The following is a 26,047-nucleotide window of genomic DNA, read 5'->3' as shown; positions in this document are numbered from 1 at the left end:
ATTTTAATTGAAGTTAAAAGGTGGGGTGTTTTTTCAAAGTAAAATCTCGTATCTTCGCAGCGCAAAAAGTAACTTCATTGAATTTAAGAAAATACACATCGGAATTTAAAAACAATCTAAAATTAGCCACACCAATAATGATGGGTTCATTAGGACATCTTTTGGTAGGTTTAATTGATGATATTATGGTGGGTAGGCTTGGGCCAATCGAGTTAGCAGCCACATCTTTAGGAAACAGTATATTTTTTATAGCGTTATCAATTGGTCTTGGTTTTTCATTTGCAATAACTCCTTTAATTGCTGAATCTGACGGTGAAGGAGACAAAGAAAAAGGGAGAAGTATTTTTCAGCATGGTTTAATTTTAACTACAATTATTGGTATTTCAATGTTTGTGATGTTGTTATTGCTAAAACCTGTGTTGTATTATTTAGATCAGCCTGAAGAAGTTGTTCTATTAGCAATTCCATATTATGAAATTATTGCAATTTCAATAATACCTTTAATGATTTTTCAGGGATTAAAGCAATTTGCAGATGGTTTGTCCGAAACAAAATATTCAATGTGGGCTACCATATTAACAAATGTTGTAAACGTACTTTTAAATTTTGCATTAATTTATGGTTTTTGGATATTTCCTCGTTTAGAGTTGGTTGGAGCAGCATTGGGAACATTCATTTCAAGAATTGTGATGGTATTTTTCTTATACATTGTTTTAATGAAAAAAGATAAGTTTGCTATTTATATGCGAAGATTGAAATTGTCTGAGTTAAAGAAAAAACGATTTAGAATTATTATAAAATTAGGTTTTCCAACAGCATTGCAAATGCTTTTTGAAGTTGGTTTATTTGCAGCATCTGTATTATTAGCAGGTACTTTAGGCGCATTTCCACAAGCAGCAAATCAAATTGCATTAAAACTGGCTTCTACAACATTTATGATAGCGGTTGGAATAGGAGCAGCGGCAACAATTAGAGTTGGTAACCAAAAAGGATTAAAAAATTATATGGAATTAAGACGTATTGCTTTTTCTAATTTCTTATTAATTTTAATTATAATGTTTACATTTACAATAGGTTTTATGGTTTTTAAAGATGTTTTACCTTGGATGTTTACCGATAATTTGGAAGTAATAAAAATAGCATCCAGTTTATTAATAATTGCAGGGTTATTTCAATTATCAGATGGCTTGCAAGCTGTTATTTTGGGAGGATTGCGTGGATTGCAAGATGTAAATGTGCCATCCTTATTAACTTTTATAGCGTATTGGATTATTGGTTTTCCGGTGTGTTATTATTTGGGGAGCATAGCTGGATTAGGTACATTTGGTATCTGGATAGGGCTTTTAGCTGCTTTAACTTGTTCAGCAATTATGCTGTTTTTTAGATTCAATTATTTAACAAATAAATTAATAAAAGAAAAAAATGAACTTACCTAAATTTTTATTGGGAGATAACACAGATTGTAAAGATGATATTTTTGTAATTCATACTGAATTTCCAAGGTTTATTATCAATTTAGTAGATGACGAGATTGAGTGGCTTGAAGATTTTGATGGTGAAGATCAAGAAGAATTAGAAACTCAAGTAGCTGTTCTTATTGAGCAATCAAGTGAGTTTTATGACCGTGAAATGGAACGGTATAAAGAGGAGTAATTTTTTATTTGATAAAGAACTATTGTTTTCGTTAATATATTAAATGTATTTATTTAAAATTAACAATTTTTTTGAGGGTAAAAATTATGTAAGATTTATGACAGATGTCATTTATTATTTAAGATATAAATTTTAATTTTGTCTGATAATTTATTAGCAAATCTTTAGTAGGGAATTGATTTGATGATTTTTTTAGTTAATAATGAAAAGTGAGCTTCGTGCTCACTTTTTTATTTATATCTAATTTTGTTTGGACTAAAAAATAAATGAGTTGAGAAATAAATACTTACACAGTTTCATTTTCTCTAGATCACATTAGTTTTTTAAAAAATTAATCAAAAATATTTTTTACCTTTACTAAAGTTTAACAACTAAAAAAAGAGATTTAAAATATATTATTATGGCAAAAAGTCAAGATGCAAAAAAGAAAGTTAAGAAGGAGCCTCTAAAAACTGCAAAAGAAAAAAAGGCTGCAAAAAGGGATAAAAAACCTAAATACGATTAATTAACATATTAAAACCCTCGTTTAAAAACGAGGGTTTCTTTTTTATAAATTATTTTTTTAGGTTATAAATACTAATTATTTTTATTTTTTATAAGTTGCAACGGCTATTTTAGAATCTGCAGTACCATAATATAAAAACCATTTTTCTTTAAAGTAAACCAATCCTTCAACAAAACAAACCTCATTTACTTCTGCTTTTTCTTTATCATTTTGTAAGGGTATTAGTTTATTCGCAACTTAAAAAATGGGGTTGTTGTTAAAAGTAAAAATTGGTCTCATTTTTTATTATTTGTTTTTAAATTGAAATTCTTTGTAAATATCCCAAAACTTGCCATTATGTTTTAATAAAAATAGGCTATTTACTAAAAAAGAAGCTTTAAATTTTCGAAATTCAAAAAGTGGCCAGGCTTTGTCAAAGTTTTCTTTACTTAAATCTCTTGTGGCAATTGTAATGTGTGGATAAATTTTAGAAGATATTTCATTTTCTTTAAATTCTAATTCGTGAAACAACAGTTTTTTAAGTTCCGCATGAATTGATAAAACAGGTTTATGGTTTGTGACATCTATAAAAATAACTCGTCGTGAAAAACAACCAAATCCGTTCAGGTTAATGTTAAATTGGTTTTGTTGTTCGGCAAAATGCTTTAATGTTTCAATAAGAAAATGCTCTTTTATTTTACTAAATTTAAATGGTTTTTGAAGCGTAATATGGGCAGGGGATTTTAAAGCACTTTTGGTATTAAAATGAACCATTAGTTCCTCTTTTAACACTTTAACCTCCTTCCTTAATTTAAAATGAGGAAGAAGCCCAATATAGTAAAGGTTTCTAGCTTCTAACATATTATCAACCGCTAAAAAAATGAAACTGCATTTGAAATTATATAGAATAATTATTTATTGATTTTTCTCCATTTATAAAGCATTAATCGCTTACGGTTTTCAAGGTTATTTATTTGAATGGTATTAATATCATCAATTATAAAAATGGATTTACCTTCATCCTGTCCTGCTTCACCAACCTTATTTAAAACCAAATGCCCTTCATCAATCCATTCAATAATACCACTATAAAATTTATCTCCATTAATTTGTATTGTAATTATCCTGTCTTTCAATCCTAATTGGCTATCTAAAATTTCGAATTGCCAATTATCTTCATCTGTAATTTCTAAATCAATTTGAGGTTCTTTATAAATTTCATTTTGATGCTTTATTAAGTATTCCATAGTTTTAGAAAATTCATTGTCAAAATCAATACTTTCAATATTTTCAATTTGCTCAATTAATATACCATCTGGACTACCATAATTTGTAAAATGTTGGAGAGAAAATAATTCTTCATTTACGTTTTTTACATATCCGAACCAAAACTTTTCTTCTTCTCCATAAAACCAAATTCGAATAATATTTTGCTCGTTTTTCGATTTATTTAATAGATCAATTATCATCTTAGTTTAATTTTACATATTGTTATTGCGTTACACATTTCCATAAACAGAAACAATAAACGCTCCATTTAAAAATTTTAGAGCATCAATTTCACTTTGTAAAATAACTCCGCTAGGTGATGTTTCCAGCAATAATTGGGCAGCTTGGGCCATAGGCGCAGCGGTAGTTGTTTGGATAGCTCTTAATTTATGTTTACCTACTTTTTGTGGACGAATACATTTGGCAATTTCTTGTCTTCGTAAAATTCCTTTTGAATCTTTTCCTTCAACTGCTGCGTATAAAACAATTTGATCATCTTCTATATGAGGTATAACAGCTTCCATTTTTTGCTGCAAATAATTTATGGCATTTTGTGTATTCCCTAAATTAGAAAGTTGTGCCTGTACCCAGGCATAATGCCCCGGATGCCGCAATGTTTTATAATCTAACGAACGTACTTTTCCACTCAAAGCATCGGGTAAATCAGCTGCACCGCCAGAGGTAAGATCTTCTTCATAAGCAATACCATCAATAATAATGGTTGCTCTTTCAGACAATGCCGCCAGTATGGTTTTTTTATAATCTCTTAGTACAATGATATTTTTAATATATTCGGTAGCAACACCAACAGGGCTCCAGGTAAAACCGTAATAATGCGGTGCAACGGCGTGATCAGTAAGCGCACCCACTTTAAATTCTAATTTGTCAACTTTATCCACATTAAAGTCTAAACAAAACTGTTGAAAAAGTTTGTGGGCAAGTAAGTTTATATAGCCAGGAGCTAATCCTGTTTGAAGCACAAAACCCGTTTTAGCATCTTTTGCCAAAGTCATTATTTCTTCGGTCTCATTAACGTACTCTGTGAGATTGGCATAATGCAACTGAAAGTCTTTTGCCAATTGAGCCATTTTAGGAGCTATACTACCAGGTAAACAATCAAGGAGAAGATCACTTTGCTGAAAAATTACTTTCATTTCTTTTGTAATACCTTCTTCGGGTAAATGAAAGCCTTTAATTGAGCATTGTTTTGTTGAACCATCTTTAATCCATTCAGCAACTTTTAGCGCTTTGGAAAGTGTTCTGTTTCCAATAAACAGCGTAGGAGTTATGGTGCTCCACTCAGCTAATATTAAGCCAACTGCTTCAGCAATTCCACCTGCTCCAGCAATAATTATATTGTAGTGCTTTTTCATACATGTAAGTTACTATATTTTCTAATTATTTGAAAATAAAATTAGTACACGTAATTAATTTAAATTTAAGAAAGTAGACTGATAGAATTTCCAGTAAAAAACTAGGTTACTTTTTTTTGATAACGAAATAAAAATTGTGAAAAAGGAATTAATGAAAGACCCGAAACTACAAAAATGTAAAAAGCATATTTTAAACCAACCGCATGTGCTAAATAACCTATTAATGGAGGTCCAATTAGCATCCCTAGTATTCCATATGTGGCAATAATTGAAATTGCCATTCCGGGAGAGTATTTATTTGAAGTTCCTGCTAAAATAAAGGTCATTGGAAAAATAGGAGCAGTACCAATACCTACCAGACAAAAACCAATTAATGCAGGCCAAAATGTAGGAAAAACGATTGCAGTAAAAATACCAGAAGCAATTAAAACGGCACTTAAAATAAATGTTTTAGGCATTCCTATAAAATCCATTAATCGATCAGAAAAGAAGCGAGAAATAGCCATACATGTCATAAATAATAAATACCCATAGGTAAAAACATCTTCTTTGATAACTTCTTTAAAATAAACACCACTCCAATCAAACATTCCTCCTTCGCAAACAGCTGCAAAAAAGACGAGTAATCCTAAGTAAAAAATAAATGGATCAGGTTTACCAAAAATCAATTTGTTTCCGGTAGTAGATTTATCATCTTTAAGAGAATAAAAATAAGCGATTGTTGTAATTATTAACGTTAAGATTGAAATTTGAAGTAAGTGATGCTCTATTGAAACACCTGTTTTTACCATTAATGTTGAATAACCTACACCAATTAATCCTCCAGTACTCCAAAGGCCGTGAAATGAACTCACAATTTTCTTTTTAAACTTTTTTTGAAGTGTTATGGATTGCGCATTCATTGCAATATTTAGAATTCGCATAAAAAATGCAAATGCAGAAATAGCTGCTACTAATAAAAAGGATGTTTTTGCATATCCAATAAAAAGCAAGGCGATAGCAAAGAAAATGAACGAAATTAATAAAGGTCCTCTACTATTAAATTTGGAAACAATCCAGCCAGAAATAGGTAAACCAATCATTGAGGCTATTGGCATTGCCAAAAGTACAGTTCCTAATTCAGCTTCATTAAAGTTAAAAAATGTTTTAATTGTAGGGATACGTGATGCCCAGGTTGCAAAACACAAACCCGATAAAAAAAAATAAGTGCTTAAAGCGATTCGCTGTTTAATTTTTAATTCCATATTCAACGTAACAAATGCGAGAATTCGATTTTTATATTTGTTTATAAATCCAGAGGTCAAAAGTACTTAATTCATTAAAATTAGCAAACTTGATATCATCAAAAACTGATACGATTTAATTAATATTAAAACAACCCTAATTGTGCTGAATTATTTTGTGCTAAAGAAGTTGCAATTAAATTACAGCTATAAGGAAATTTAAAATCCTCATAATTTTCTCCTTGTAGCCAGTTTTGCTCATCTTCCTTCTTTAAAATAACAGGCATTCGTTGTTTTGTGTTATGAATTTCGCTCATTAATTTATTGGCCTGTGTGGTAATTATGGTGTAAGAATTTAGCTTGGTATTGTCAAAATTTGTCCACTGTGTGTATAAACCGGCAAAAGCGAACAATTCATTATTTGGCAGCGTAATTAAGTATTTTTCTTTTTTAGAACCGCTTTTAGTTCTCCATTGCCATTCGTAAAAACCATCGGCAATAATTAAACATCTGTTTTGTACTACATATTTAAAAGATCTTTTTTCTGATAATGTTTCTATTCGGGCATTTAAAGTATAATTTCTGATGGATTCATCTTGCGACCACGAAGGTACCAGTCCCCAATTGTATAATTGAATCTTATTGGGACTTTCATTCGTTATTACAGGAGTTTTAGGATACTCAAAAGCGCTACAGAACTCAATAGGTTCATAATCATTTAGCTCATCTAATGCAGCATTAAAACGCTCCATCATTTCTTCTTTCTTTTTAATAATTCGTGTTTGATAGCACATAAAAAAAACAATTAAAGTTCTAAGGTATTTAATTTTTTTTTAATTAATACATCCATAGAAATATTTATATACGCCGATAAATTGATTAAAAAATCAAGTGGAGGCGAGGCTCTTTTATCTTCATATGAGCTAATTCTAGAGCGTGATACTTTTAAATCTTCAGCAAGTTGTTCTTGAGAGATTCCCTTTAAAACCCGGATATATTTAATGTTTTTTGATAAATAATTCATAATGCTAATAATTTGAGCAACATCAGCTAAAATAATGAGCTAATTTAGCAAAATAATAACTATTGAAGTAATTTTTTTATTAACAATGTATTTAAATACGCACACTTATTACAGTTTAAGATATGGTACTGTTAAGCCAGAAGAATTGTTGCAACAGGCTTCTCGGCTTGGTGTTGCTACAATGGCATTGACGGATATTAATAGCACGTCTGCCAATTTAGATTTTGTGCGTTTGGCTTCTAAATATTCAGTGAAACCAGTACTTGGCGTAGATTTTAGAAATGGAGCACAACGGCAGTTTATAATATTGGCAAAAAATAATAATGGCTATCAACTTATAAATGAATACCTGTCAGAATTATTGCATTTAAAGAAGTTTGAAGTTCCAGACAGCGCAAAAAATATTGCAAATACCTATGTGATTTATCCTTTTAAAAATGAAATTTTCAACTTAAATGAAAACGAATTTATAGGTGTAAAATTATCGGATTTAAACCACTTAAAATTTTCTGAATGGCGATTTCAACTAGATAAATTGGTGATTTTAAAACCAGTTTCATTTCAAAATAAAAAAGGATTTAATACGCATAGATTGTTGCGCGCAATTGACAATAATACCTTACTAAGTAAATTACCAAAAAGTGAACAAGGCGAGGAATCGGATATGATGCTTTCGGTTGAGGTTTTAAAAACTATGTATAGTGAATACCCTCAAATTATTGAAAATACACAGCAATTATTAGCAAACTGTTCTATTGATTTCAATTTCGAGAAAAATGAGCCAAACAACCAAAAAACATACAGTGGTTGTGCCGAGTTAGATTTTAAATTGCTGCGAAAATTAGCGTATGAAGGTTTAAATTACCGTTATAAAAGAATTGGAAAACGTGTTTTTGAACGTTTAGAAAAAGAGCTTGAAATTATTAGGCAAAAACAATTTGTATCCTACTTTTTAATCAATTGGAAAATTTTAAAATATGCCCGAAGCAAGCAATATTATTATGTAGGTAGAGGAAGTGGAGCCAATAGTATTATTGCGTATTTATTAAGAATTACGGATGTTGATCCTATAGAACTCGATTTATATTTTGAACGATTTATTAATTTATACCGTACAAATCCGCCAGATTTTGACTTGGATTTTTCGTGGCGAGATCGTGATGATATTATGAACTATATTTTTAAAACGTTTAAAAATACTTCTCTTATTGCGGTTTACAATACGTTTAAATACAGAGCGTCGGTTCGGGAAATAGGAAAAGTTTTTGGATTGCCAAAAGAAGAAATAGACAAGCTTTCTTCCGGGCAATTTGTTGTAAATAAATTAGATGAATTATCTCGTTTGGTGTTGGTTTATAGTAAGTTAATAAAAGGATTTCCAAATTATTTAGGAATTCACCCAGGCGGAATTTTAATTTCAGAAAAACCAATTAATTATTATACGGCCACTTATTTACCGCCAAAAGGGTTTTCTACGGCAATGTTTGATATGGTGGTTGCAGAAGATGCTGGCTTGTATAAATTCGATATTTTGAGTCAGCGTGGTTTGGGAAAAATTCGTGAAACGGTAGATATTATAAAATACAATCATCCAACACATCCTGCAATTGATATACACGATATAAAACGCTTTAAAGAAGATTTAAAAATTAAAATAATGCTTAAAAATGCCAAAGCTATTGGTTGTTTTTATGTGGAATCTCCTGCAATGCGTATGTTGTTAAAAAAGTTACAAGTAGATAATTATTTGGGTTTGGTAGCAGCAAGTTCTGTAATTAGGCCTGGAGTTTCAAAATCTGGAATGATGCGAGAGTATATTTTACGGTATAGAAATCCGGAACGAAGAAAAGATGCACATCCTATTTTGTTGGATATTATGCCCGAAACGTATGGTGTAATGGTGTATCAGGAAGATGTGATAAAAGTAGCGCATCATTTTGGCGGATTAAGTTTGGGTGAAGCAGATATGTTACGGCGCGGAATGAGTGGAAAATTTAGATCGAGAGACGAATTTATGAAGGTTAAAAATCAGTTTTTTGAAAACTGTAAAACCAAAGGGCATACGCTGGAATTGACTTCAGAAATATGGCGACAAATAGAAAGTTTTGCGGGTTATGCTTTTGCCAAAGGACATTCAGCTTCGTATGCGGTGGAAAGTTACCAGAGCCTATTTTTAAAAGCCTATTATCCGTTGGAATATATGGTGGCAACACTTAATAATTTTGGTGGTTTTTATAGACCAGAATATTATGTACACGAAGCCCGAATGAACGGAGGTGTTATCCATCCACCAACAATTAATAAATCGTATTATCAGTCTTATATTGAGGGAGCTAACATTTATTTAGGTTTTATAATGCTACATTCTTTTGAAGTGAAAAATGCTTCTAAAATTGTAACTGAAAGAAACAAAAACGGAGCATTTTTAGATCTAGATGATTTTATAGATCGGGTAACAATTTCATTAGAACAAATTTCTATTTTAATTAAAGTAAACGCTTTTAAATTTACAGGTAGAAACAAACGAGAATTGCTTTGGGAAGCTTATATGAAGGTGAATAAAGTGTGTTTGGAAGAACATATAGTAACGCTATTTAAATCGGAAAAAGTAACGTATAAAACGCCAGAATTAATAAGTTCAACACTAGAAGATGCTTTTGATGAACTGCAATATATTGGGTTTACTTTAGAGAGTCCTTTTAAATTATTAACCCAGCCAATCAATCAACAATTATTTGCTGCTGATTTATTGAATTATGTAGGGAAAATAGTAACAGTTTATGGCTATTATGTTACGGCTAAAAAAACAGTTACTTCAAAAGGAGATTTAATGTATTTCGGAACATTTATCGATTCTAAAGGCGATCATATAGATACGGTACATTTTCCTCCTTCAGCAAAAAAATATCCACTAAAAGGAAGAGGCGTTTATAAATTAATTGGAAAAGTTACGGCAGAATTTGATTGTGTAAGTATTGAGGTTAATCAGCTGGAAAAACTGGCTATTATTCAAGATCCTCGTTATACCGATGCACCAACACAAAAAGCAGGATAAATTATGGAACGTTCTATTGTACATATGGATTTAGATACATTTTTTGTATCGTGTGAACGGTTGATTGATAGTAGGTTAAATAACAAACCGGTATTAATTGGCGGAACTTCAGATAGAGGTGTAGTGGCGAGTTGCAGTTATGAAGCGCGTAAATACGGAGTACATTCTGCAATGCCAATGCGAATGGCAAAACAGTTGTGCCCGGAAGCTATTGTGCTGCGAGGAAATTCAGGGATTTATACCAAGTATTCTAAATTAGTAACCGATGTTATTAAAGATTCGGTTCCGTTATATGAAAAATCTTCAATAGATGAGTTTTATATAGATTTAACCGGAATGGATCAGTTTTTTGGCTGTCATCAACTGGCTTCGGAATTGCGCACAAAAATTATAAGAGAAACCGGCTTGCCAATTTCATTTGGCTTATCAGCAAATAAAACGGTCTCAAAAATTGCAACGGGTGAAGCAAAGCCTAACAATGAAATAAAAGTAAATGTAGGAACCGAAAAACCATTTTTAGCACCGCTTTCGGTTCGTAAAATTCCAATGGTTGGCGAAAAAACCTATAATTCTTTATGCGATTTAGGAATTAAACGTATTAAAACGGTACAGGAAATGCCAATAAATATGATGGCACGGGTTTTTGGTAAACATGGAACCAGTATTTGGAAAAAAGCCAATGGTATTGATAATACACCTGTTATAAGGTATCACGAACGTAAATCTATTTCAACAGAGCGTACGTTTGAGAAGGATACTACAGATGTTACTAAACTAAAAGGTATTATTACTGCGATGGCTGAGAATTTGATTTATCAATTACGTAGAGGTGATAAATTAACGGCTTGTATTACGTTTAAAATTAGATATTCCGATTTTCAAACGTATACTAAACAAAAGAGAATTCCGTATAGTTCGTCTGATCATTCAATACTTCCAATTGTAATGGAATTGTATGAAAGTTTATATCAGCGCAGATTACTAGTGCGTTTAATAGGGGTAAAGTTCAGCCATTTAGTACGAGGCGGACATCAAATTAACTTGTTTGAAGACAATGATAAAATTTTAAACTTGTATCAGGCTATGGATAAAATGCGAGAACGTTATGGAGATAGAGCCGTAATTAGAGCTTCAGGAATGGGAGCAAAAAGTATTAGTCGCTGGAATCCGTTTAGTGGTGAGCCACCACCATTATTACCAAACAGAAGAAGGTGAATTATTCTTCAGGTTTATTTTTAAGTTCGTGCATTTTTTTCACCATTGTTTTTAAACGATTTTCACGATCAATTTTATAATCTCGTAATTTATTTTTTTTACGATCCATTAGTTTGCTGTGCTTCGCTTTGTTTTTGGTGTTTTTTGGAGTGCCTTTCTTAGCCATACTTTTTCTAAAATAACGTCAAAATTACAACAATAATTTTTCAGAAGGTAAAGCGAAGGTTTTTATAATTCAGAAAAAAATAAAAAAATAAAAAAAAGGGGGTAACAAAATTTAAGGTTGGTTTATATGAAAGTGTAAAACAAATGGTGACAACCTGAAAAACCAAAATAGAGTAAGGTAAATTTTAAAAATATAAAATGATGAAAACAATTACAAAAACACTAGTTAAAACCTTTATGTTCTTTACAGTTATTACTTTATTAACTTCTTGTGAAAAAGATGAAAGTATGGAACAATTTACCGATTTAAATACTGAATCTAAAGAAATTAAATTTGACTTTGATCAGTTTGGAAAAACACACAATGCATATTTAGAATATGTTTGGAATTTTGAAGAAAGAGCCAATCCGGAAGCAAGATTTAAATACGGAAAAACATTTGTAGATCCAACATTTGGAAGCTTTGATACAAACCTTACTTGGCAAGAATTAGACAAAAGTATAGGTTTTCACAAAAGAAGAGTGGATCAAATATTAAATGGAAAATACAACGCTAATGAAGAAGGATTGAGCCCAGCTATGACTAAATTCTTAAATAATTTAGCTACAACAGTTAAAAGTGCAGCTGATAAAAAATTAACAGTGGGGGAATTTGCGAAAAAGATATCTGAAATTGAAAAAGAAGTTTATGCTAGCCAAAAAATTAATATTGATTTAGAAAGAGGAGTATCTAACGATGGTGCTAGTATGCTTGCAATTAGTTCAATTTTAAAATATAGTGTGCAATATTGGACTGCCTTTGACAGTGATGGTGATAATGGAGATGATACCCCAATGGCAAGAAGAGGAATTTGGAGAGCATTGGCAGATGCCTGGGGATATGTTTCAGCTTGGACAGATAATGGAGATGGAAGTTATTCTTGGGACCACGATTCGGCACTTGTAAATGCAGATTGTGTTTCAGATAAAGTAAGAGAAAATTAATAATAAAAGTAACCCCACTAATTTAAAAGGTCCCAAATAGTTTTGGGATCTTTTTTTTATTTATAATTTCTACAGCTTAAAAAAATAAAAGGAATTTTATTTTGCCAATAGTGCTTAAACCACTTTATTTGATAAAAAAAGAAATGAATACGACAGACTGGTTAGGTTTTATAGGAGTTACAATGATACTTTTAGCATATATTTTAAATGTTACCAAGAAAGTTTCTATAAATGACAATTCCTTTATTTTACTAAACCTTATTGGAGCAGGGATTGCTTGCTTGGCTTCAGTTTTATTAAAGTATGTGCCGTTTATTATTTTAGAAGGCGTATGGACATTAATTTCGTTAATGTCGCTTGTAAAAAAATATGTAACAAATGATTCCATTTAGGTAGCAAATTATACTAAAAATGAATTCCTTTTAAAGTTTGTGCTGCTCTACATTAAAATGCCATTTGTTGAAGTTAAAATTCCATTCATCGACGGAAACAATGAACTTAACTAATTTTATAAAAGGTTGTTTTATTATTCATTTAGATTTGGTGAAAACTAACTATTTTGACCTTAAACGATTTCAATTTATTAAATGAGTGTGACAGAAAAGCAACTGTTTTTAAAGATGGCATATTTATAGGCTTACACCAAAATGAAAATGAATATATAACTTGTTTTATGATTGATCATTTTTTTTCAGAATTGGTTTATGATAAGGATATGCAAGAAATAATTGAAGTTAGAAGTTCTAAAATGTTACCCTCTAAATTTTTATAAGATTATATAATCTTAGCAACTATTTTTTTAATTAGTAATTTTTTATAAAAAAAACCCACCTCTCGAAAGAGGTAGGAAAATTGCTATGAAAAAGATTGTTAATAAAATAAAGGGGTTGTTTTTTACTAACCGTTCGAAATTAAAATAATTAAAGCTTTTTTTATCAATTTTTCGATGAGTAGTAGCAATATATCGACGAACGGACAATTAACTTAGTTTAGTTAATAATTGAATTAAAAATTGTTACTTAATATTTATTGTTTAAAAGGTAATCTTATTTTTTACTCTAATAATATTTAACAAGTGGTCAAAATAGGGGAATCGTTAATTCTTTGAGATAAATGGCTTAAAATTGGGTGTAATCTTTAATTATTTATAATGAGTTTGAATAACTATAAATTATCAGTGTTACTTACGTTACCTATTATAAATATGTTAAATTTGAGATATGAATATGCTTAAAAATTCATTCCTCTTATTTACTGTTTTCTACCAAATGCAATTCGTTGTATTTGCAAGTGAAGGAGCCTCTAAAAAAGACTCATTGAGTTTTCATTTAGAAAAGATGAAAGATGTGAAATTAAGCCCAGCAACAGGTTTATACCACGCCAATAAAGCTTTGCATTTAATTGATAAGGAAACTGATATAAAAACAAGAAAAAAAATACTTGGGTATAAAGCTTATCTTTTTGGAAATTTGAGAAATTACGATAGTGCAATCTTTAGTACTAAAAAATATTTGAAATTGTTGAAAAAAGAGGATATTAAAGGTGTAGCAGCTCAATATTCCAAAATGGGCTATTATTACAGAGCCAATTCTCAAATGGATAGTGCTTATTATTGCTATAATTATTCCAATGAAATGTTTTCAATTGTACAAGATAGTGCAAGGATTGGTGAGAATTTAACTCACATAGCAATTATTCAATCAAATTTAGGTGATTATACAGGAAGTGAGGAAACAGGAATTAAGGCTTTAGACTATTTGGATAAGAGCAATATAGTATACCTAACTTCAGTGTACAATTGTTTGGCAATAACGTCAAAAAATCAGATTGATTTTAAAGAAACAATTTATTGGAATGATAAAGCTTTAACAATTGCTTCAACCAGAGGTGATTCAATAGTTATTTTAAATAACAAAGCACTTGCATTGCGTGATATGGGAAACTATGACCAAAGTATACTCCTTTTTACGGAGTTATTGAAAGATCCCAAAGTGGAGGAACAACCGAGAACCAAAGCAAGAATTATAGACAATAAAGCCTATACAGCATGGTTAAAAAATAAAAATTCGAATGTGCTTTCTGATTTTTTAATAGCAAAAGAAATTCGACTGCAAGAAAAAGATAGTATCGGGCTTATAGCCAGTTATGCGCACTTTTCTGATTTTTATAAACTAAAGAATCAAAAAATAGCCATCGCTTATGCGTTAAGAATGTATCAATTGGCGCGTCGTAAAAAAAGCCCAAGAGATCAACTGGAAGCACTTCAAAAACTGATTGATCTTGATAATGCTAAAAGTGCAAAAAAATATTACATGTCCTATATTAGCATAAGTGACAGTTTAGTTTTGGCAGAAAAACAAGCCGGGAATAAATTCGCAAAATTAAAATATGATAGCGAGAAAAATCGTGAAGAAAATTTGAGATTAAAAATTGTCAATTCAGAAAAAGAGCTCGAATTAGAAAAAGAAAAAATTCAAAATATCATTGGTGCAGTTTCTGGCGGTACACTTCTTTTAGGGTTTGTAGGTTTTGGATATTATCGCAGGCAAAAACATCAACAAGAGAAAAAAGAAGAGGTCTACAAAACGGAAACGCGTATTGCCAAAAAAATTCATGATGAAGTCGCAAATAATGTTGTGAATATTATGAATAAGGTGCAGTATACCAGTGAACCTAAAGAGGTGCTATTGGATGATCTGGAAAAAGTGTACTTACTTACTCGAAATATTTCACATCAAAATAGCACCATTGAAACAGGAGCGCGTTTTGAGGACTCTTTAAAAGCATTACTGGCAAGTTTTAACACAACTACTACAACAGTTATTATTAAAGATATTTACAGTGTTGATTTGAAATCGTTAGCTAAAGAGAAGCAAATTGAACTTTATAGAGTATTGCAAGAATTGATGGTGAATATGCAAAAACATAGTAAAGCTAAGTTAGTTGCAATTTCCTTTAAAAAAGAGCGTAATAACTATGTCATAAATTATTCAGATAACGGTATTGGAGTTGTTTTAAAGGAATTAAAATTAAAAAATGGTCTTATAAATGTGGAAAGCCGTATAAAATCAATAAATGGTCTTATTACTTTTGACACATCTTTAAATAATGGATTTAAAGCATTTATTAGTTTTAAAATATAAACGCTATGTTTAAAAAGGTATTGATCGCTGAAGATATGGACTTTATCAACAGTGGAATAAAGGCAGAACTTAGTAAATTAGGGATAACACAAATTGACGATGTTCAATATTGTGATGAAGCACTGTTAAAATTAAAGAGCGCCAGTTTAAAGAATGCTCCATTTGATTTATTAATTAGTGATTTATCATTTGATAAGAATTATATAGACCAAAAAATTACTTCTGGTGATGAACTAATTAAAGTTGTTAGAAAAGAATTTCCATCATTAAAGATTGCTGTTTTTTCTGTGGAAGACAAAGAATATAGGGTTCAAACACTATTTAATGAGCATAAGATAAATGCGTATGTTTGGAAGAGTAGAGAAGGCCTTAGAGAGCTTAAAAAGGCGGTACTACAACTATATACTACAGAAAATATTTATGTTTCTCCACATGTTGCTGGATCCATGCGAAAAAGCCAGGCAATTGAAATAGTTGAATATGATATTTTTTTGATAGAATGCCTTTCTTTAGGCTACTTACAAGAAGAAATTAGTACGATTCTAAAAGAAAAAAGCTGGTCACCTACCAGTGTAAGTTCTATTGAAAAAAGATTGAAATTTTTAAGAGAACATTTTAATGCCAACAATCCTACACATTTGGTAGCTATAGCAAAAGACTTAGGGTTGGTTTAAAGCAATTTAAAACAAGCCCCATACGGATAACCGTAACTATAACTCCCATAATCCAATTAATTTTAACAATTATAACTGGAAGGTTGCTATTTCTATATAAAAGATGCTTAAAAACAAAGCCTTGTGTAATTACATAAGGCTTTTTTTGTATAAAAATAGTTCATATTAAAGGCATAAAAGAGTGCTCATTACAAAAATTAGCATTTCTAACCAGTGTTAGGTTGCTAACAAAAAAATCAAACAATAGTTAACAAGTTTGTAAAATAAGGGTTCTATGAATTTTTTAAGGTACAATTACTCAAAATGGGGTGTAATCTTGATTTATTTTCAAAATCAGATAATTTCAATAACACTTATGTAACTTAAAGCACATAAGACTTCTAAATAGAAATGGTTGATAATAACTGAATAAGCCTTTACTTATTATTCATTTTCCTAACATTTGTCATTTTATTAACTGAATAATCATGTTACATTTATTACCGAATTAATTGCGAACTTTAAGATTTAAAAGAAAAAGATAAAATCTGTTTTATTATTATTTCTAGATAAAGAGCTAAACTTAAGTTACGGAAATCCGTAATGTTTTTTTACCTAAGATAAATACATTTGAAATGTCTATGGGAATAGATTATTTTAAAAGATAGAAAATAAAAGAATATAATTAAACAGTATATAAAGTATGATTACAGCTATAATTATTGACGACGAATCGAATGCCAGGGAGTTTCTAGGGAAACTTTTAGTGCGTTATTTTTCTAAAAAAATAATAGTAGTTGAAACTTGTGACTCGGTTAAAGCTGGTGTGGAAGCAATTAAATTGCATCAACCAGAACTAGTGTTTCTAGACATTCAAATGCCTCAAGAAAAAGGGTTCGAGCTTTTTAAATACTTTAATCCAATTAAATTTGAGGTTATTTTTACAACTGCATATGATAAATACGCCATTGAGGCTATCAGACTCTCAGCCATAGATTATTTGTTGAAACCGATAAATTATGTGGATTTACTTTCATCAATTAACCGTTTGGAAAAACGTAAAATAAAGGTAAATCAGCAAGCTAAATTCGAATTGCTTCTAGAAAATTTGGATTCAAATAATAATGCGTTTAATAAGGTAGCTTTACCAACTCAAAATGGGTTTGAATTGATAAAATTAAACAGCATTATTTATTGCAAATCAGACGGTAATTATTGTCGTGTTTTTTGTAATAATGGAAAAGAATTTTTAATTTCAAAAACATTAAAATTTGTTGAGGAACTAATTGAAAATGAGTTGTTTATTAGAATACATAAAACTTTTTTAGTAAACATAAATTATGTGGTGAAATTTGATAAAGTAGATGAGTTAAAAGTAACTTTAACCAATGGAGAACAATTACCTGTTTCTGTCCGAAAAAAAGAACACTTTTTAAATGCGATACTCCATAGAAATTAAGTTTTTAGTTTTCTTCTTATTTATTTTAACTGCTAATTTATCAGCACAAATATACCCTTCCCATCAAATAAGTAGCGAAGATGGTTTACCCAGTGATCAAATCGAAAGTATTTTTAAAGATTCAAGAGGAATTTTATGGATAGGTACTTCTAATGGATTATCTAAAGTAGAAAATGGAAAAATTAAAAATTTTTATACTGAAGATGGAATAGCACATAATAATACCTGGGATATACAGGAAGACGAAAACAACAATATATGGATTGCTAGTTACGGTGGAGGAATAACCAAATTTGATGGTAAAAACTTTACCGTTTTTAATGAGGCAAAAGGCCTCGTTAATAATTTTGTTAGAAAAATAGTAGTATTTAATAAACAGGTATTTATTGGAACAAAAGATGGTATTTCAGTTTTAAATACTAAAAATGATAGTATTTCAACAATTAAGACAACTGGTTTTGCAATAAATGATATTGGTGAACAAAATTTTCAGGTAATGGATTTTTTTACTCACAAAAATGAAATTTATGTTGGAACATTTAGACATGGTATTTTTAAAATTAACTTGCAAAACAACCAATTAAAAAAAGTATTTAATTTTAAGAGTAATTTAGATGCGCTATTTTCTATTTATAAAAATGATTCAATACTATATTACGGTATAGACGGTGCCTCAACAAATTTAATTAAAGGCTCTTTTAAAAAATTTAAAATTGAAAAACTGTTAAATGATGATGAAGAAGAATTGGTTTTTGGACATTCAGTTTTTTGGGATTATGCAACCGATCAAAAAAACAATGTATACGGAGCAGCTTGGGGAGTTAATGGAAAGAAGGGTGGAATTTTTCAAATTAAAAATGATTCGTTAATTGATAAATCTATTGAGTTTGGTGTAGAAAGCTCAGATGTTAAATCTCTTTTTTTCGACCCTAAATTTAATTTTTTATATGTTGGAACTTTAAATAAAGGGGTATATGAAATTGACCTGAGTGGAAACGTAACCTATTTTAAAAATGAGAACCTTAATATTGTTGATATAGAATATTCAAAGGAAGAAGTGGTTTTTTTAACAAAAAAAGGATTGAAAATTATTAGCAACAATAAAATCACAAAACAAGTATCGAATGTCGAACTTTTAAATTATTCAAAAAATTATTATCTCAAATATCCCACGAAACAAATAAATAGGTACCCTTATTTAAGAAATAAAACAAATACTGAAGATGTATTATTTTTTAAGTTAGTATTGAATAACAATAGTTACTGGGTAAGCAGTAATATTGGGTTGTTTCAATTGGAATTAGATCTTAAAATTAAAAATTATTTTCCAATAGCTACAAGGGAATTTGAATTTGATGTTAACGGTAAGATGATAAGTCCAATTCCTTATTCAGATTCATGGGTTTTTAATCAGTTATCAAATTTCACTACCAATAATGAAGTCCTTTCCTATGATGCTGAATTATTTCTGAAAAAGGATGTGAATACACCAGAAGAGGTTACTAATTTTAGAAGGGTAGGGAAAAAAGTTTTTATTAGCACTATTAAAAAGGGTTTATTTATATATGAGAACGAAAAATTTAGTTCCTTGGCTGAAAAAGGAGTGTTTAATGAAATGGAGCTAAAGTATTTAGCATTTTCAGAGGCATTGAATCAATTGGTAATTGGAACGGCATCTGGAGAATTGTATTTGGCAGATGTAACCAAGGAATTTAAAATAGTAAAAAAAGTTGAGATTGAATTACGTCAAGGCCGTACCCTTTCAGGAATAGGTACCTACAAAGATTATATTATTATAGGAACTAATAAAGGCTTGCTCTTTTATAGAAATGATACATGGCAATTTATTGACCACGATCAGGGATTGGTAAAGCATGAATTAACCGCAGGGAGAGTTGTTGGAGATGAATTAATTGTTGGAACCAATGAGGGTTATTATGTATTTAATTTACCAAAAATTTTAGATTTTAAAAGAAATGATGTAGCACTTCATGTAAATAATATCACTATTAATAATCAACCGGTAGTAAGTAATTTATTTAACTGGTTTAATTTAGATGTTAATTATTTGGAATTGCATTATGAACAAAATAATATTTTCATTGATTTTAAGGCAAGCAATCATCCTTATCCAGACAAATTAAGATATAAATATCAAGTGAAAGGATTAGATTCTACCTGGAGTAACTATTCAAATAACACTCAAATTTTATTGCATTATTTACCTGCAGGGAAATTTGATATTCTTTTAAAAACGAATGATTTAAGTAATGGAGAGGAGTATTCAGATAATTTATTATCCCTTAAGGTGGAGCCTCCATTTTGGTTATCTCCCTATTTTATAGCTTTAATTGTGCTTGATTTGTTTGTTTTGGTGCTAATTTTATATTTCCTAAGAATTAGAACAATTAAACAAAGAGCAATAAAAAAGGTAGCTGCTCAAAATCGATTGAGTGAAATTAAGTTGGAAGCATTGCAATCTCAAATGAATCCGCATTTTACGTTTAATGCGATGAATTCTATTCAAAACTATATTATAGATAATGATATTGATAATGCGCTTATGTATTTGAGCGAATTTGCGAAGTTAATTCGCCAGACCTTAGATAATTGCTCACATACAAGAATTAGTTTAGAAAACGCAATTAATTATTTAATAACGTATGTTAAGTTAGAAAATATGCGTTTTAATAATAAAATAGCTGTTGATATTAATTATAAAGGGTTGCCGGTTATGGAAATCATGATACCTCCAATGTTAATTCAGCCTTTTGTGGAAAATGTATTTGTACACGCTTTTGATAAAGACTCGGTAAATCCAAAATTAACTATTGATTTCAAAATAGTTGATGAGCAGCTTCAAGTTAGAATTTTTGATAATGGAAAGGGAATTGTAAAAAATTCTTCCAGGCAGCAACATCAGTCAAAAGGATTAAAAATGGTAAGGGAACGCTTAAAGTTGTTAAATAATTCAGATGAAAATAATTTAATAATTAATTCAAACGATGCAGGAGGAACTACAGTTTTATTAAATCTAAAATTGCAATCACACAACGAATACTTAAAATCTATCGACGTTAACAATACATAACCTATTATTTACTAATTGGTTCTGTTTTAACTATTTGATTTTACTACTTTTGATATATATTTGATTTAATTTAGTATAAGTTAGTTACGCGTAATGGTATTTTCTTAGGTTAATTATGAAGAATTTATGAAAAAGATTTACCTAGCTAAAAAGCACTATTTATAAATAGTGCTTTTTTATTGTTTTATAGATCGTTTATTTAATAAGTATAAGCGTTAACTAATCCACTATAAATTAATCACCTATTTATTTTATTTTTGAACTGCATTTGTAATAAAAAGAGCCTGTTAAAATATGATTGGTATTTCCCCGCAATTTACTTAATCATTATTAAGTACAGGCTTTTTTTATTTCTAACTATTAGAAAACCACCATAGGAGCAGCTAGTTTAACCTTAAAATAAGGTTGTTGAACGGCTGCGTCGCTTTTATTTATGATACTACTTAATTTTTGATAATTACCGTTAATTTTAAAAATTGCTACGTTAGCTAATTCAATAATTATGCTATTACATTTAAAATTACTTTTATAGTAATGATATTTGCAATTATAATAGATGATGAATTTAATGCACGTGAATTTTTAAAAAAATTGTTATTTCGACATTTTTCAGAAAAAATTACTGTGGTTGAAACCTGCGATTCCGTTGAGTCGGGAGTAAAGGCGATGGCTAAATATCAAGCAGATTTAGTTTTTTTAGATATTCAAATGCCAAAGGAAAATGGTTTTGATTTTTTCGCTCATTTTAATGAAATTAATTTTGAAGTGATTTTGACTACTGCCTATAAAGAACATGCCATTAATGCAATAAAATATAACGTGTTAGATTATTTGTTAAAACCCATTAATTATATAGATCTACTTTCAACTATACGAAGGTTAGAAAATAGAAAAAAGGCAGTATCGATTAATAGAAATACAGAAACACTTCTTGAAAATTTTAATAATAACACAGATACATTTAATAAAATAGCATTGCCAACGCATAATGGATATGAACTTATCAATATAAATAATATTATGTTTTGTCATTCAGAAAATAACTACTGCAGAGTTATTTGTATGGATGAAAAGGAAATTTTATTGTCAAAAACCTTGAAATATGTTCAAGGGCTTCTAAATAGTAATTTGTTTGTACGTATTCATAAATCGTATCTGGTAAACTTAAATTATATAGTGAGCTTTGATAAAACGGATGAATTGAAAATAACACTAACAAATGGCAGCATTTTACCTGTTTCAATTCGTAAAAAAGAGCAATTTTTAAACGCAATTCTACATAAATCATAGGTCTTATAAATTGAGATACAGCAATTAATTTAGAAAATTTATCTGGTTCGTTAATGCTAATTATAATGGGCGAAAATTAGCATCGCTAAAAAAAAGCACTACTAATTTAGTAGTGCTTTTTTAATTTAAGTATAATGTGTTAATATTTGGTAAATCAAGGAATTATGATTTTTTTTCAATTTTAAACTGTATCAATCTCGTAAGGTTTTGGTTGCTATTCTACGTTAATTTGTTTATCCCCTACGATAACTAATTCAAGATTTCCGATAGCCTTAATTAAATTAAATTTGAATGTATAAAAAAAGAGATTGTTAGATGCCCCATAACCAACATATGAATCATTACAAATCAATAAATAAAATTTAAAAATGACTTGGTTTGTATTGTACATAAAACCCAAAAATGAAAAGAAAGTAGCTTTGCAGCTAGAGGAACTTGGGTTGACTATATACTGTCCTTTTATAACTGAAATTCGTCAATGGTCTGATCGTAAAAAAAAGATTGAAACACCATTATTACCATCCTATATTTTTGTGAAGTTACTAGAAAAAGACCGAGAACTTGTATTTCAGGTTCCAGGTGTGGTTCGTTACTTATTTTGGCTTGGAAAACCGGCTATTGTAAAAGATAAAGAAATTGAAACTCTTCAACAATGGTTGAAAAATGATGTGTTAGATGTACGTGTAGTAGGATTACAACCAGGAGATAAAATGGCAATTTCAAAAGGACCTTTTAAAGGAAAAGAAGGAATTGTTCAGGAAATAAGTAACAACAGAGTACAATTGGTATTGTTAGAGTTAGGGATAAAAATAACCTTAACAAAACAAAAAGCAGCTTAAGAATACCAACATTCAAATACAATTTTTGTGAGCACTGTGTGACTCACCAGGCGAAGCCATGAAAATCCATTCCTAAAAAAAAAGAAAAAGAACGTGCTATCAACAAAGCCAGAGTTGATAACTACCTGATTAATTGCTATTTAAAAACTTAAAAAAATGCCAACCTTAAATCCATATTCTAATGAAGAGGTAAACAAGTATTATAACGATGCTAATTTTATTCATTTAGATAAAATACCCAATAAAGCAATTGTAATTTGTGATCAACAGGGAATTATTATTTCCGCTAATTTAGATTTTTGTGCCCTTGTTGGACTTGAAGTATCTGAACTGGAAGGTACCCAAATGAAGGCAGATTTATTTTTAAAAATTGGAATTTTAAAGGATGCTAATAGTTTAAATAAACTATTGAATTGGAAGCGCAGGGATTATGAAATCGAATTTTTGAAAAAAAACGGAACCAGTGTAATTATTGAAATTAAAAAAGAGCGTATTAGGGATAATAATTGTGCGTTCTTTTTTAATGATATCACAAAACAAACACAGTTACAGACCAAATTAGAAGCAGTAACAATAAAACTAGCCAAATTAAATGAAGATAAAAGTCGCTTCATTTCTGTTCTAGCACATGATTTAAAAAGCCCATTTAATTCCATCTTAGGATTTGTAACATTGTTGAAGGAAAATTACAGCAAATGTAGTAGAGAAGAAATTGAAAAATACATTAGTTATATAGATGGAGCTTCTCAAAACGCTTATAATTTACTAGAAGACACCTTGGCATGGATTGGTGCTGAAAACGGAAAATTTAAAATTGCCAAAGAAGACTTTGAAATAAACAGTTTAATATTAGCTGCTTTGAAAGATTTAAGTCTTATCGCGCACCGAAAAAACATTAACATGTGTTTTGATAATAAGGACCAAATAATGGTCTATTGCGATGCCAATATGATAAAAATGGTACTTAGAAACTTACTTTCAAATGCTATTAAATTCACTAATAAAGATGGTGAAATACATATAACTATTGCGGATGATCCTACAGAAACCAAGGTTTCAATTAAAGATAATGGTGTAGGTATTTCAGAAGATTCAATGTTAAAATTATTTGATATCAAAGGGTTCTACAGCACAAAAGGTACCGAACTAGAAAAAGGTACAGGAATGGGATTGGTACTGTGTAAAGAGTTTATTGAAAAACACAATGGAACACTTTCTTTGGATTCCAATGTTGGAGTTGGAAGTACATTTACATTTACCATTCCTAAAATTGCATAAAAAATTAGTTAAAACACTCCCTTTTCAGGGAATTTTAGACTACAAGCTAAATCATTATTATAGTCATTTTAAAAAAAAATCAATTATTTAATTCAATTAATTATTCTATGAAAATTATTCAAAAAATATTAAGGGTAACTATCATTTTTATTGTTGCTATTTTATCTTTAGCAATGGTAGGATTTGTAATGTTCCCATAAATTTTTTGTTTGAACTAAGAACATTTCTAATTAAAAAAAATTAAAGCCCAAACTTTAATTTTATCAAATTAAACCTCAAGAGAAAAAATTGTTCACCCCTAATATTCAGCTTAAATTTTATGATTTCCTGTTTTTATAAAAAAATGGGTAGAGGAACTATTTGATTGGTTTCAAAAAAAACTAACTATTAACTCAAATACAAATTGTTGAAAATAGTTACTATGAAAAAAAGTAAATTGTTAGGAATTATAGCAACTGCACTATTTTGTAGTTCTTTAATAAACGCACAAAATGTTTTCAATGCTTCAAATGCTTCATTAAACCATTTAGATAATACAACAATAGTAAATGAAATTGCTGGTAATTGGTTTTTAAGTTTAGGATTGAATATTATTGATGACGGTGGAGCTGGTTATCATAAAACGGATCCCTTAAATACAAATTCAAGCCATTTTAGCAATCCTTTTATGTTGGGAGCTGAATATAATACAGGAACTAATTTTAGTATCAATACAAGTTTTTCATTCAATAAATATTTAATAGGTAAAAACGTTGATGGTGGAATTATCCAAAAAGGAAGCGAAGCAGGGTATGTTGCTTTTGATGCTACGGCAAAATATGCTTTAAAAAAAATATTGAACAGCAAAGTGTTCGATCCTTATGTATTTGCGGGTGCTGGTTATACAAAAATTGGTAAACATACATCCTTATTTGGCACTGAATTAAAACGTATACCTGCTATAGGAAGAATGACCTTAAATTATGGGTTCGGGGCAAATTTTTGGTTGTCAAACACTTGGGGTGTTTATCTGAATTTTATGGCAAAGTATGGGGTTAAACAAAAAAATTACGAAGCCGAAATTACGAATCAGTTACAATTTTCTTTTGGAGGAATTTATCACATTCCAAGTAATAATTTTAATTGGAGAGTATAACAAATAGCGTAATTTTTAAAAATTGCAATTATGAAAAAAAGAGATATAGAAAATAAAAACATTTTGGTTACTGGAGGAGCAGGGCAGATAGGTTCAAAATTATGTGAGGCATTATTAGATTTGGAAGCCAATGTAATCTGTTTTGATAATTTTTCTTCTGGAGCGTTAGATAATATTAAACATTTTTTAAGCCATCCAAACTTTAAACTCATAGGAGGTGATATTCAAGATATAGAAAAATGTAAGAAGGTGATCCAGGGAGTGGATTATGTTTTTCATTTGGCAAGGATCGATTCCAATTCAACTGCAAAAAGTGATGGATTCACAATTAATGATGCAAATGTTGTTGGTTTTTTAAATATGCTTACCGTTATCCAAGAATCAAATGTTAAAGGAATGATCTATCCAGCAAGTTGCTCTCAATCTTCGAGTACTTTAGAAGTGCCTAAAATTGAAGAGGTCATGCAAGGAAAGCCGCTTTCTGCATATATAATTAGTAAATATACCAAAGAGTTGTATGCCAGTTTATTTCGAAGCGAATATGGTATGCAAATAAAAGGAGTGGAGTTTACATCGACTCTTGAGAAAACCACAACTACAGCCGTTTCCAATATAATTCAATTAAATATGGAAGCATTGGAGGGTATGTTGCAGTCAGCATATATCCTAGCTTAAAATGAGCGCTATTTATAATTTAATTCAATCGCATTTAAA

At 29.7% G+C, this 26,047-nt stretch carries 23 protein-coding genes; 16 read left to right on the top strand and 7 right to left on the bottom strand.

All coding sequences use genetic code 11. The annotated features are described in order from the left end of the window. Positions 1–77: 77 nt before the first annotated feature. Positions 78–1,436, top strand: coding sequence for an MATE family efflux transporter (locus CHB63_RS04820; RefSeq protein ID WP_089377267.1), 1,359 nt, complete (start codon positions 78–80; stop codon positions 1,434–1,436). Next, a complete protein-coding gene (locus tag CHB63_RS04815) occupies positions 1,423–1,653 on the top strand; it encodes a hypothetical protein (protein ID WP_089377266.1) in 231 nt (76 codons plus the stop codon). The genes CHB63_RS04820 and CHB63_RS04815 overlap by 14 nt, the downstream gene beginning before the upstream one ends. 790 nt (positions 1,654–2,443) lie before the next feature. Here the strand turns inward: CHB63_RS04815 and CHB63_RS04805 are convergent. The 6 genes from CHB63_RS04805 to CHB63_RS04780 all read right to left on the bottom strand — a co-directional run bounded on the left by CHB63_RS04805 (position 2,444) and on the right by CHB63_RS04780 (position 7,026). Further along, positions 2,444–2,998, bottom strand: coding sequence for a 2'-5' RNA ligase family protein (locus CHB63_RS04805; protein ID WP_089377264.1), 555 nt, complete (start codon positions 2,996–2,998; stop codon positions 2,444–2,446). 50 nt (positions 2,999–3,048) lie between these two features. Then, positions 3,049–3,606, bottom strand: a complete 558-nt coding sequence (locus CHB63_RS04800) for a hypothetical protein (protein ID WP_089377263.1) — start codon at positions 3,604–3,606, stop codon at positions 3,049–3,051. A gap of 30 nt (positions 3,607–3,636) precedes the next feature. After that, positions 3,637–4,779, bottom strand: coding sequence for a saccharopine dehydrogenase family protein (locus tag CHB63_RS04795; protein WP_089377262.1), 1,143 nt, complete (start codon positions 4,777–4,779; stop codon positions 3,637–3,639). 101 nt (positions 4,780–4,880) lie between these two features. Beyond that, positions 4,881–6,023, bottom strand: a complete 1,143-nt coding sequence (locus CHB63_RS04790; RefSeq protein ID WP_089377261.1) for an MFS transporter — start codon at positions 6,021–6,023, stop codon at positions 4,881–4,883. 125 nt (positions 6,024–6,148) lie between these two features. Continuing rightward, positions 6,149–6,796: an SOS response-associated peptidase gene (locus tag CHB63_RS04785; RefSeq protein ID WP_089377260.1), complete on the bottom strand. Its 648-nt coding sequence runs from the start codon at positions 6,794–6,796 to the stop codon at positions 6,149–6,151. 11 nt (positions 6,797–6,807) lie between these two features. After that, on the bottom strand, positions 6,808–7,026 hold the full coding sequence (locus CHB63_RS04780; RefSeq protein WP_089377259.1) for a helix-turn-helix domain-containing protein: 219 nt from the start codon (positions 7,024–7,026) through the stop codon (positions 6,808–6,810). Positions 7,027–7,111: 85 nt separating this feature from the next. Between CHB63_RS04780 and CHB63_RS04775 the strand changes: the two genes are divergently transcribed. Beyond that, positions 7,112–10,081 (top strand): DNA polymerase III subunit alpha, encoded by a 2,970-nt coding sequence (locus CHB63_RS04775; RefSeq protein ID WP_089377258.1) that lies wholly within the window; start codon positions 7,112–7,114, stop codon positions 10,079–10,081. Positions 10,082–10,084: 3 nt separating this feature from the next. Next, the gene (dinB, locus tag CHB63_RS04770) at positions 10,085–11,296 is read left to right on the top strand and encodes a DNA polymerase IV (protein WP_089377257.1); all 1,212 of its coding nucleotides are present in this window, start codon (positions 10,085–10,087) and stop codon (positions 11,294–11,296) included. A 1-nt stretch (position 11,297) separates the two neighbouring features. Here the strand turns inward: dinB and CHB63_RS17115 are convergent, their stop codons facing one another. Next, positions 11,298–11,462, bottom strand: a complete 165-nt coding sequence (locus CHB63_RS17115; RefSeq protein ID WP_176420248.1) for a hypothetical protein — start codon at positions 11,460–11,462, stop codon at positions 11,298–11,300. A 197-nt stretch (positions 11,463–11,659) separates the two neighbouring features. On the opposite strand from CHB63_RS17115, the gene CHB63_RS04765 reads away from it, so the two are divergent. From CHB63_RS04765 to CHB63_RS04710, 12 genes are all read left to right on the top strand, one after another. Continuing rightward, on the top strand, positions 11,660–12,445 hold the full coding sequence (locus CHB63_RS04765; protein ID WP_217898397.1) for a hypothetical protein: 786 nt from the start codon (positions 11,660–11,662) through the stop codon (positions 12,443–12,445). 143 nt (positions 12,446–12,588) lie between these two features. Beyond that, complete coding sequence (locus CHB63_RS04760) at positions 12,589–12,837, top strand: CBU_0592 family membrane protein (RefSeq protein WP_089377592.1); 249 nt, start codon at positions 12,589–12,591, stop codon at positions 12,835–12,837. Positions 12,838–13,004: 167 nt separating this feature from the next. Continuing rightward, positions 13,005–13,217, top strand: coding sequence for a hypothetical protein (locus CHB63_RS04755; RefSeq protein WP_089377255.1), 213 nt, complete (start codon positions 13,005–13,007; stop codon positions 13,215–13,217). 496 nt (positions 13,218–13,713) lie between these two features. Next, complete coding sequence (locus CHB63_RS04750; RefSeq protein ID WP_141107263.1) at positions 13,714–15,588, top strand: tetratricopeptide repeat-containing sensor histidine kinase; 1,875 nt, start codon at positions 13,714–13,716, stop codon at positions 15,586–15,588. 5 nt (positions 15,589–15,593) lie between these two features. Next, a complete protein-coding gene (locus CHB63_RS04745; protein WP_089377253.1) occupies positions 15,594–16,262 on the top strand; it encodes a response regulator transcription factor in 669 nt (222 codons plus the stop codon). Between the two features lie 682 nt (positions 16,263–16,944). Further along, on the top strand, positions 16,945–17,700 hold the full coding sequence (locus tag CHB63_RS04740; protein ID WP_089377252.1) for a LytR/AlgR family response regulator transcription factor: 756 nt from the start codon (positions 16,945–16,947) through the stop codon (positions 17,698–17,700). Beyond that, positions 17,678–20,791 (top strand): histidine kinase, encoded by a 3,114-nt coding sequence (locus CHB63_RS04735; protein ID WP_089377251.1) that lies wholly within the window; start codon positions 17,678–17,680, stop codon positions 20,789–20,791. Before CHB63_RS04740 ends, CHB63_RS04735 begins: the two co-directional genes overlap by 23 nt. 534 nt (positions 20,792–21,325) lie before the next feature. Next, positions 21,326–22,081: a LytR/AlgR family response regulator transcription factor gene (locus tag CHB63_RS04730; RefSeq protein WP_089377250.1), complete on the top strand. Its 756-nt coding sequence runs from the start codon at positions 21,326–21,328 to the stop codon at positions 22,079–22,081. A 368-nt stretch (positions 22,082–22,449) separates the two neighbouring features. After that, on the top strand, positions 22,450–22,920 hold the full coding sequence (locus CHB63_RS04725) for a UpxY family transcription antiterminator (RefSeq protein WP_089377249.1): 471 nt from the start codon (positions 22,450–22,452) through the stop codon (positions 22,918–22,920). A 156-nt stretch (positions 22,921–23,076) separates the two neighbouring features. After that, entirely contained in the window at positions 23,077–24,198 is a 1,122-nt protein-coding gene (locus CHB63_RS04720) for a PAS domain-containing sensor histidine kinase (RefSeq protein WP_089377248.1), read from the top strand. A 421-nt stretch (positions 24,199–24,619) separates the two neighbouring features. Then, entirely contained in the window at positions 24,620–25,333 is a 714-nt protein-coding gene (locus CHB63_RS04715) for a porin family protein (protein ID WP_089377247.1), read from the top strand. A 30-nt stretch (positions 25,334–25,363) separates the two neighbouring features. After that, a complete protein-coding gene (locus CHB63_RS04710; RefSeq protein WP_089377246.1) occupies positions 25,364–26,008 on the top strand; it encodes an SDR family NAD(P)-dependent oxidoreductase in 645 nt (214 codons plus the stop codon). The last annotated feature ends 39 nt before the right edge of the window (positions 26,009–26,047 follow it).

It is taken from the genome of Lutibacter flavus, from assembly GCF_900188355.1.
Classification (GTDB): domain Bacteria; phylum Bacteroidota; class Bacteroidia; order Flavobacteriales; family Flavobacteriaceae; genus Lutibacter; species Lutibacter flavus.
This window is presented reverse-complemented; position numbering and strand designations above follow the sequence as displayed.

Bases quoted from the DNA above. Each gene is read 5' to 3' on its own strand.
- CHB63_RS04815 (WP_089377266.1), top strand. From the start codon at position 1,423: ATGAACTTACCTAAATTTTTATTGGGAGATAACACAGATTGTAAAGAT.
- CHB63_RS04805 (WP_089377264.1), bottom strand. From the start codon at position 2,998: ATGTTAGAAGCTAGAAACCTTTACTATATTGGGCTTCTTCCTCATTTT.
- CHB63_RS04800 (WP_089377263.1), bottom strand. From the start codon at position 3,606: ATGATAATTGATCTATTAAATAAATCGAAAAACGAGCAAAATATTATT.
- CHB63_RS04795 (WP_089377262.1), bottom strand. From the start codon at position 4,779: ATGAAAAAGCACTACAATATAATTATTGCTGGAGCAGGTGGAATTGCT.
- CHB63_RS04790 (WP_089377261.1), bottom strand. From the start codon at position 6,023: ATGGAATTAAAAATTAAACAGCGAATCGCTTTAAGCACTTATTTTTTT.
- CHB63_RS04785 (WP_089377260.1), bottom strand. From the start codon at position 6,796: ATGTGCTATCAAACACGAATTATTAAAAAGAAAGAAGAAATGATGGAG.
- CHB63_RS04780 (WP_089377259.1), bottom strand. From the start codon at position 7,026: ATGAATTATTTATCAAAAAACATTAAATATATCCGGGTTTTAAAGGGA.
- CHB63_RS04775 (WP_089377258.1), top strand. From the start codon at position 7,112: ATGTATTTAAATACGCACACTTATTACAGTTTAAGATATGGTACTGTT.
- dinB (WP_089377257.1), top strand. From the start codon at position 10,085: ATGGAACGTTCTATTGTACATATGGATTTAGATACATTTTTTGTATCG.
- CHB63_RS17115 (WP_176420248.1), bottom strand. From the start codon at position 11,462: ATGGCTAAGAAAGGCACTCCAAAAAACACCAAAAACAAAGCGAAGCAC.
- CHB63_RS04765 (WP_217898397.1), top strand. From the start codon at position 11,660: ATGATGAAAACAATTACAAAAACACTAGTTAAAACCTTTATGTTCTTT.
- CHB63_RS04760 (WP_089377592.1), top strand. From the start codon at position 12,589: ATGAATACGACAGACTGGTTAGGTTTTATAGGAGTTACAATGATACTT.
- CHB63_RS04750 (WP_141107263.1), top strand. From the start codon at position 13,714: ATGCAATTCGTTGTATTTGCAAGTGAAGGAGCCTCTAAAAAAGACTCA.
- CHB63_RS04745 (WP_089377253.1), top strand. From the start codon at position 15,594: ATGTTTAAAAAGGTATTGATCGCTGAAGATATGGACTTTATCAACAGT.
- CHB63_RS04740 (WP_089377252.1), top strand. From the start codon at position 16,945: ATGATTACAGCTATAATTATTGACGACGAATCGAATGCCAGGGAGTTT.
- CHB63_RS04735 (WP_089377251.1), top strand. From the start codon at position 17,678: ATGCGATACTCCATAGAAATTAAGTTTTTAGTTTTCTTCTTATTTATT.
- CHB63_RS04730 (WP_089377250.1), top strand. From the start codon at position 21,326: ATGATATTTGCAATTATAATAGATGATGAATTTAATGCACGTGAATTT.
- CHB63_RS04725 (WP_089377249.1), top strand. From the start codon at position 22,450: ATGACTTGGTTTGTATTGTACATAAAACCCAAAAATGAAAAGAAAGTA.
- CHB63_RS04720 (WP_089377248.1), top strand. From the start codon at position 23,077: ATGCCAACCTTAAATCCATATTCTAATGAAGAGGTAAACAAGTATTAT.
- CHB63_RS04715 (WP_089377247.1), top strand. From the start codon at position 24,620: ATGAAAAAAAGTAAATTGTTAGGAATTATAGCAACTGCACTATTTTGT.
- CHB63_RS04710 (WP_089377246.1), top strand. From the start codon at position 25,364: ATGAAAAAAAGAGATATAGAAAATAAAAACATTTTGGTTACTGGAGGA.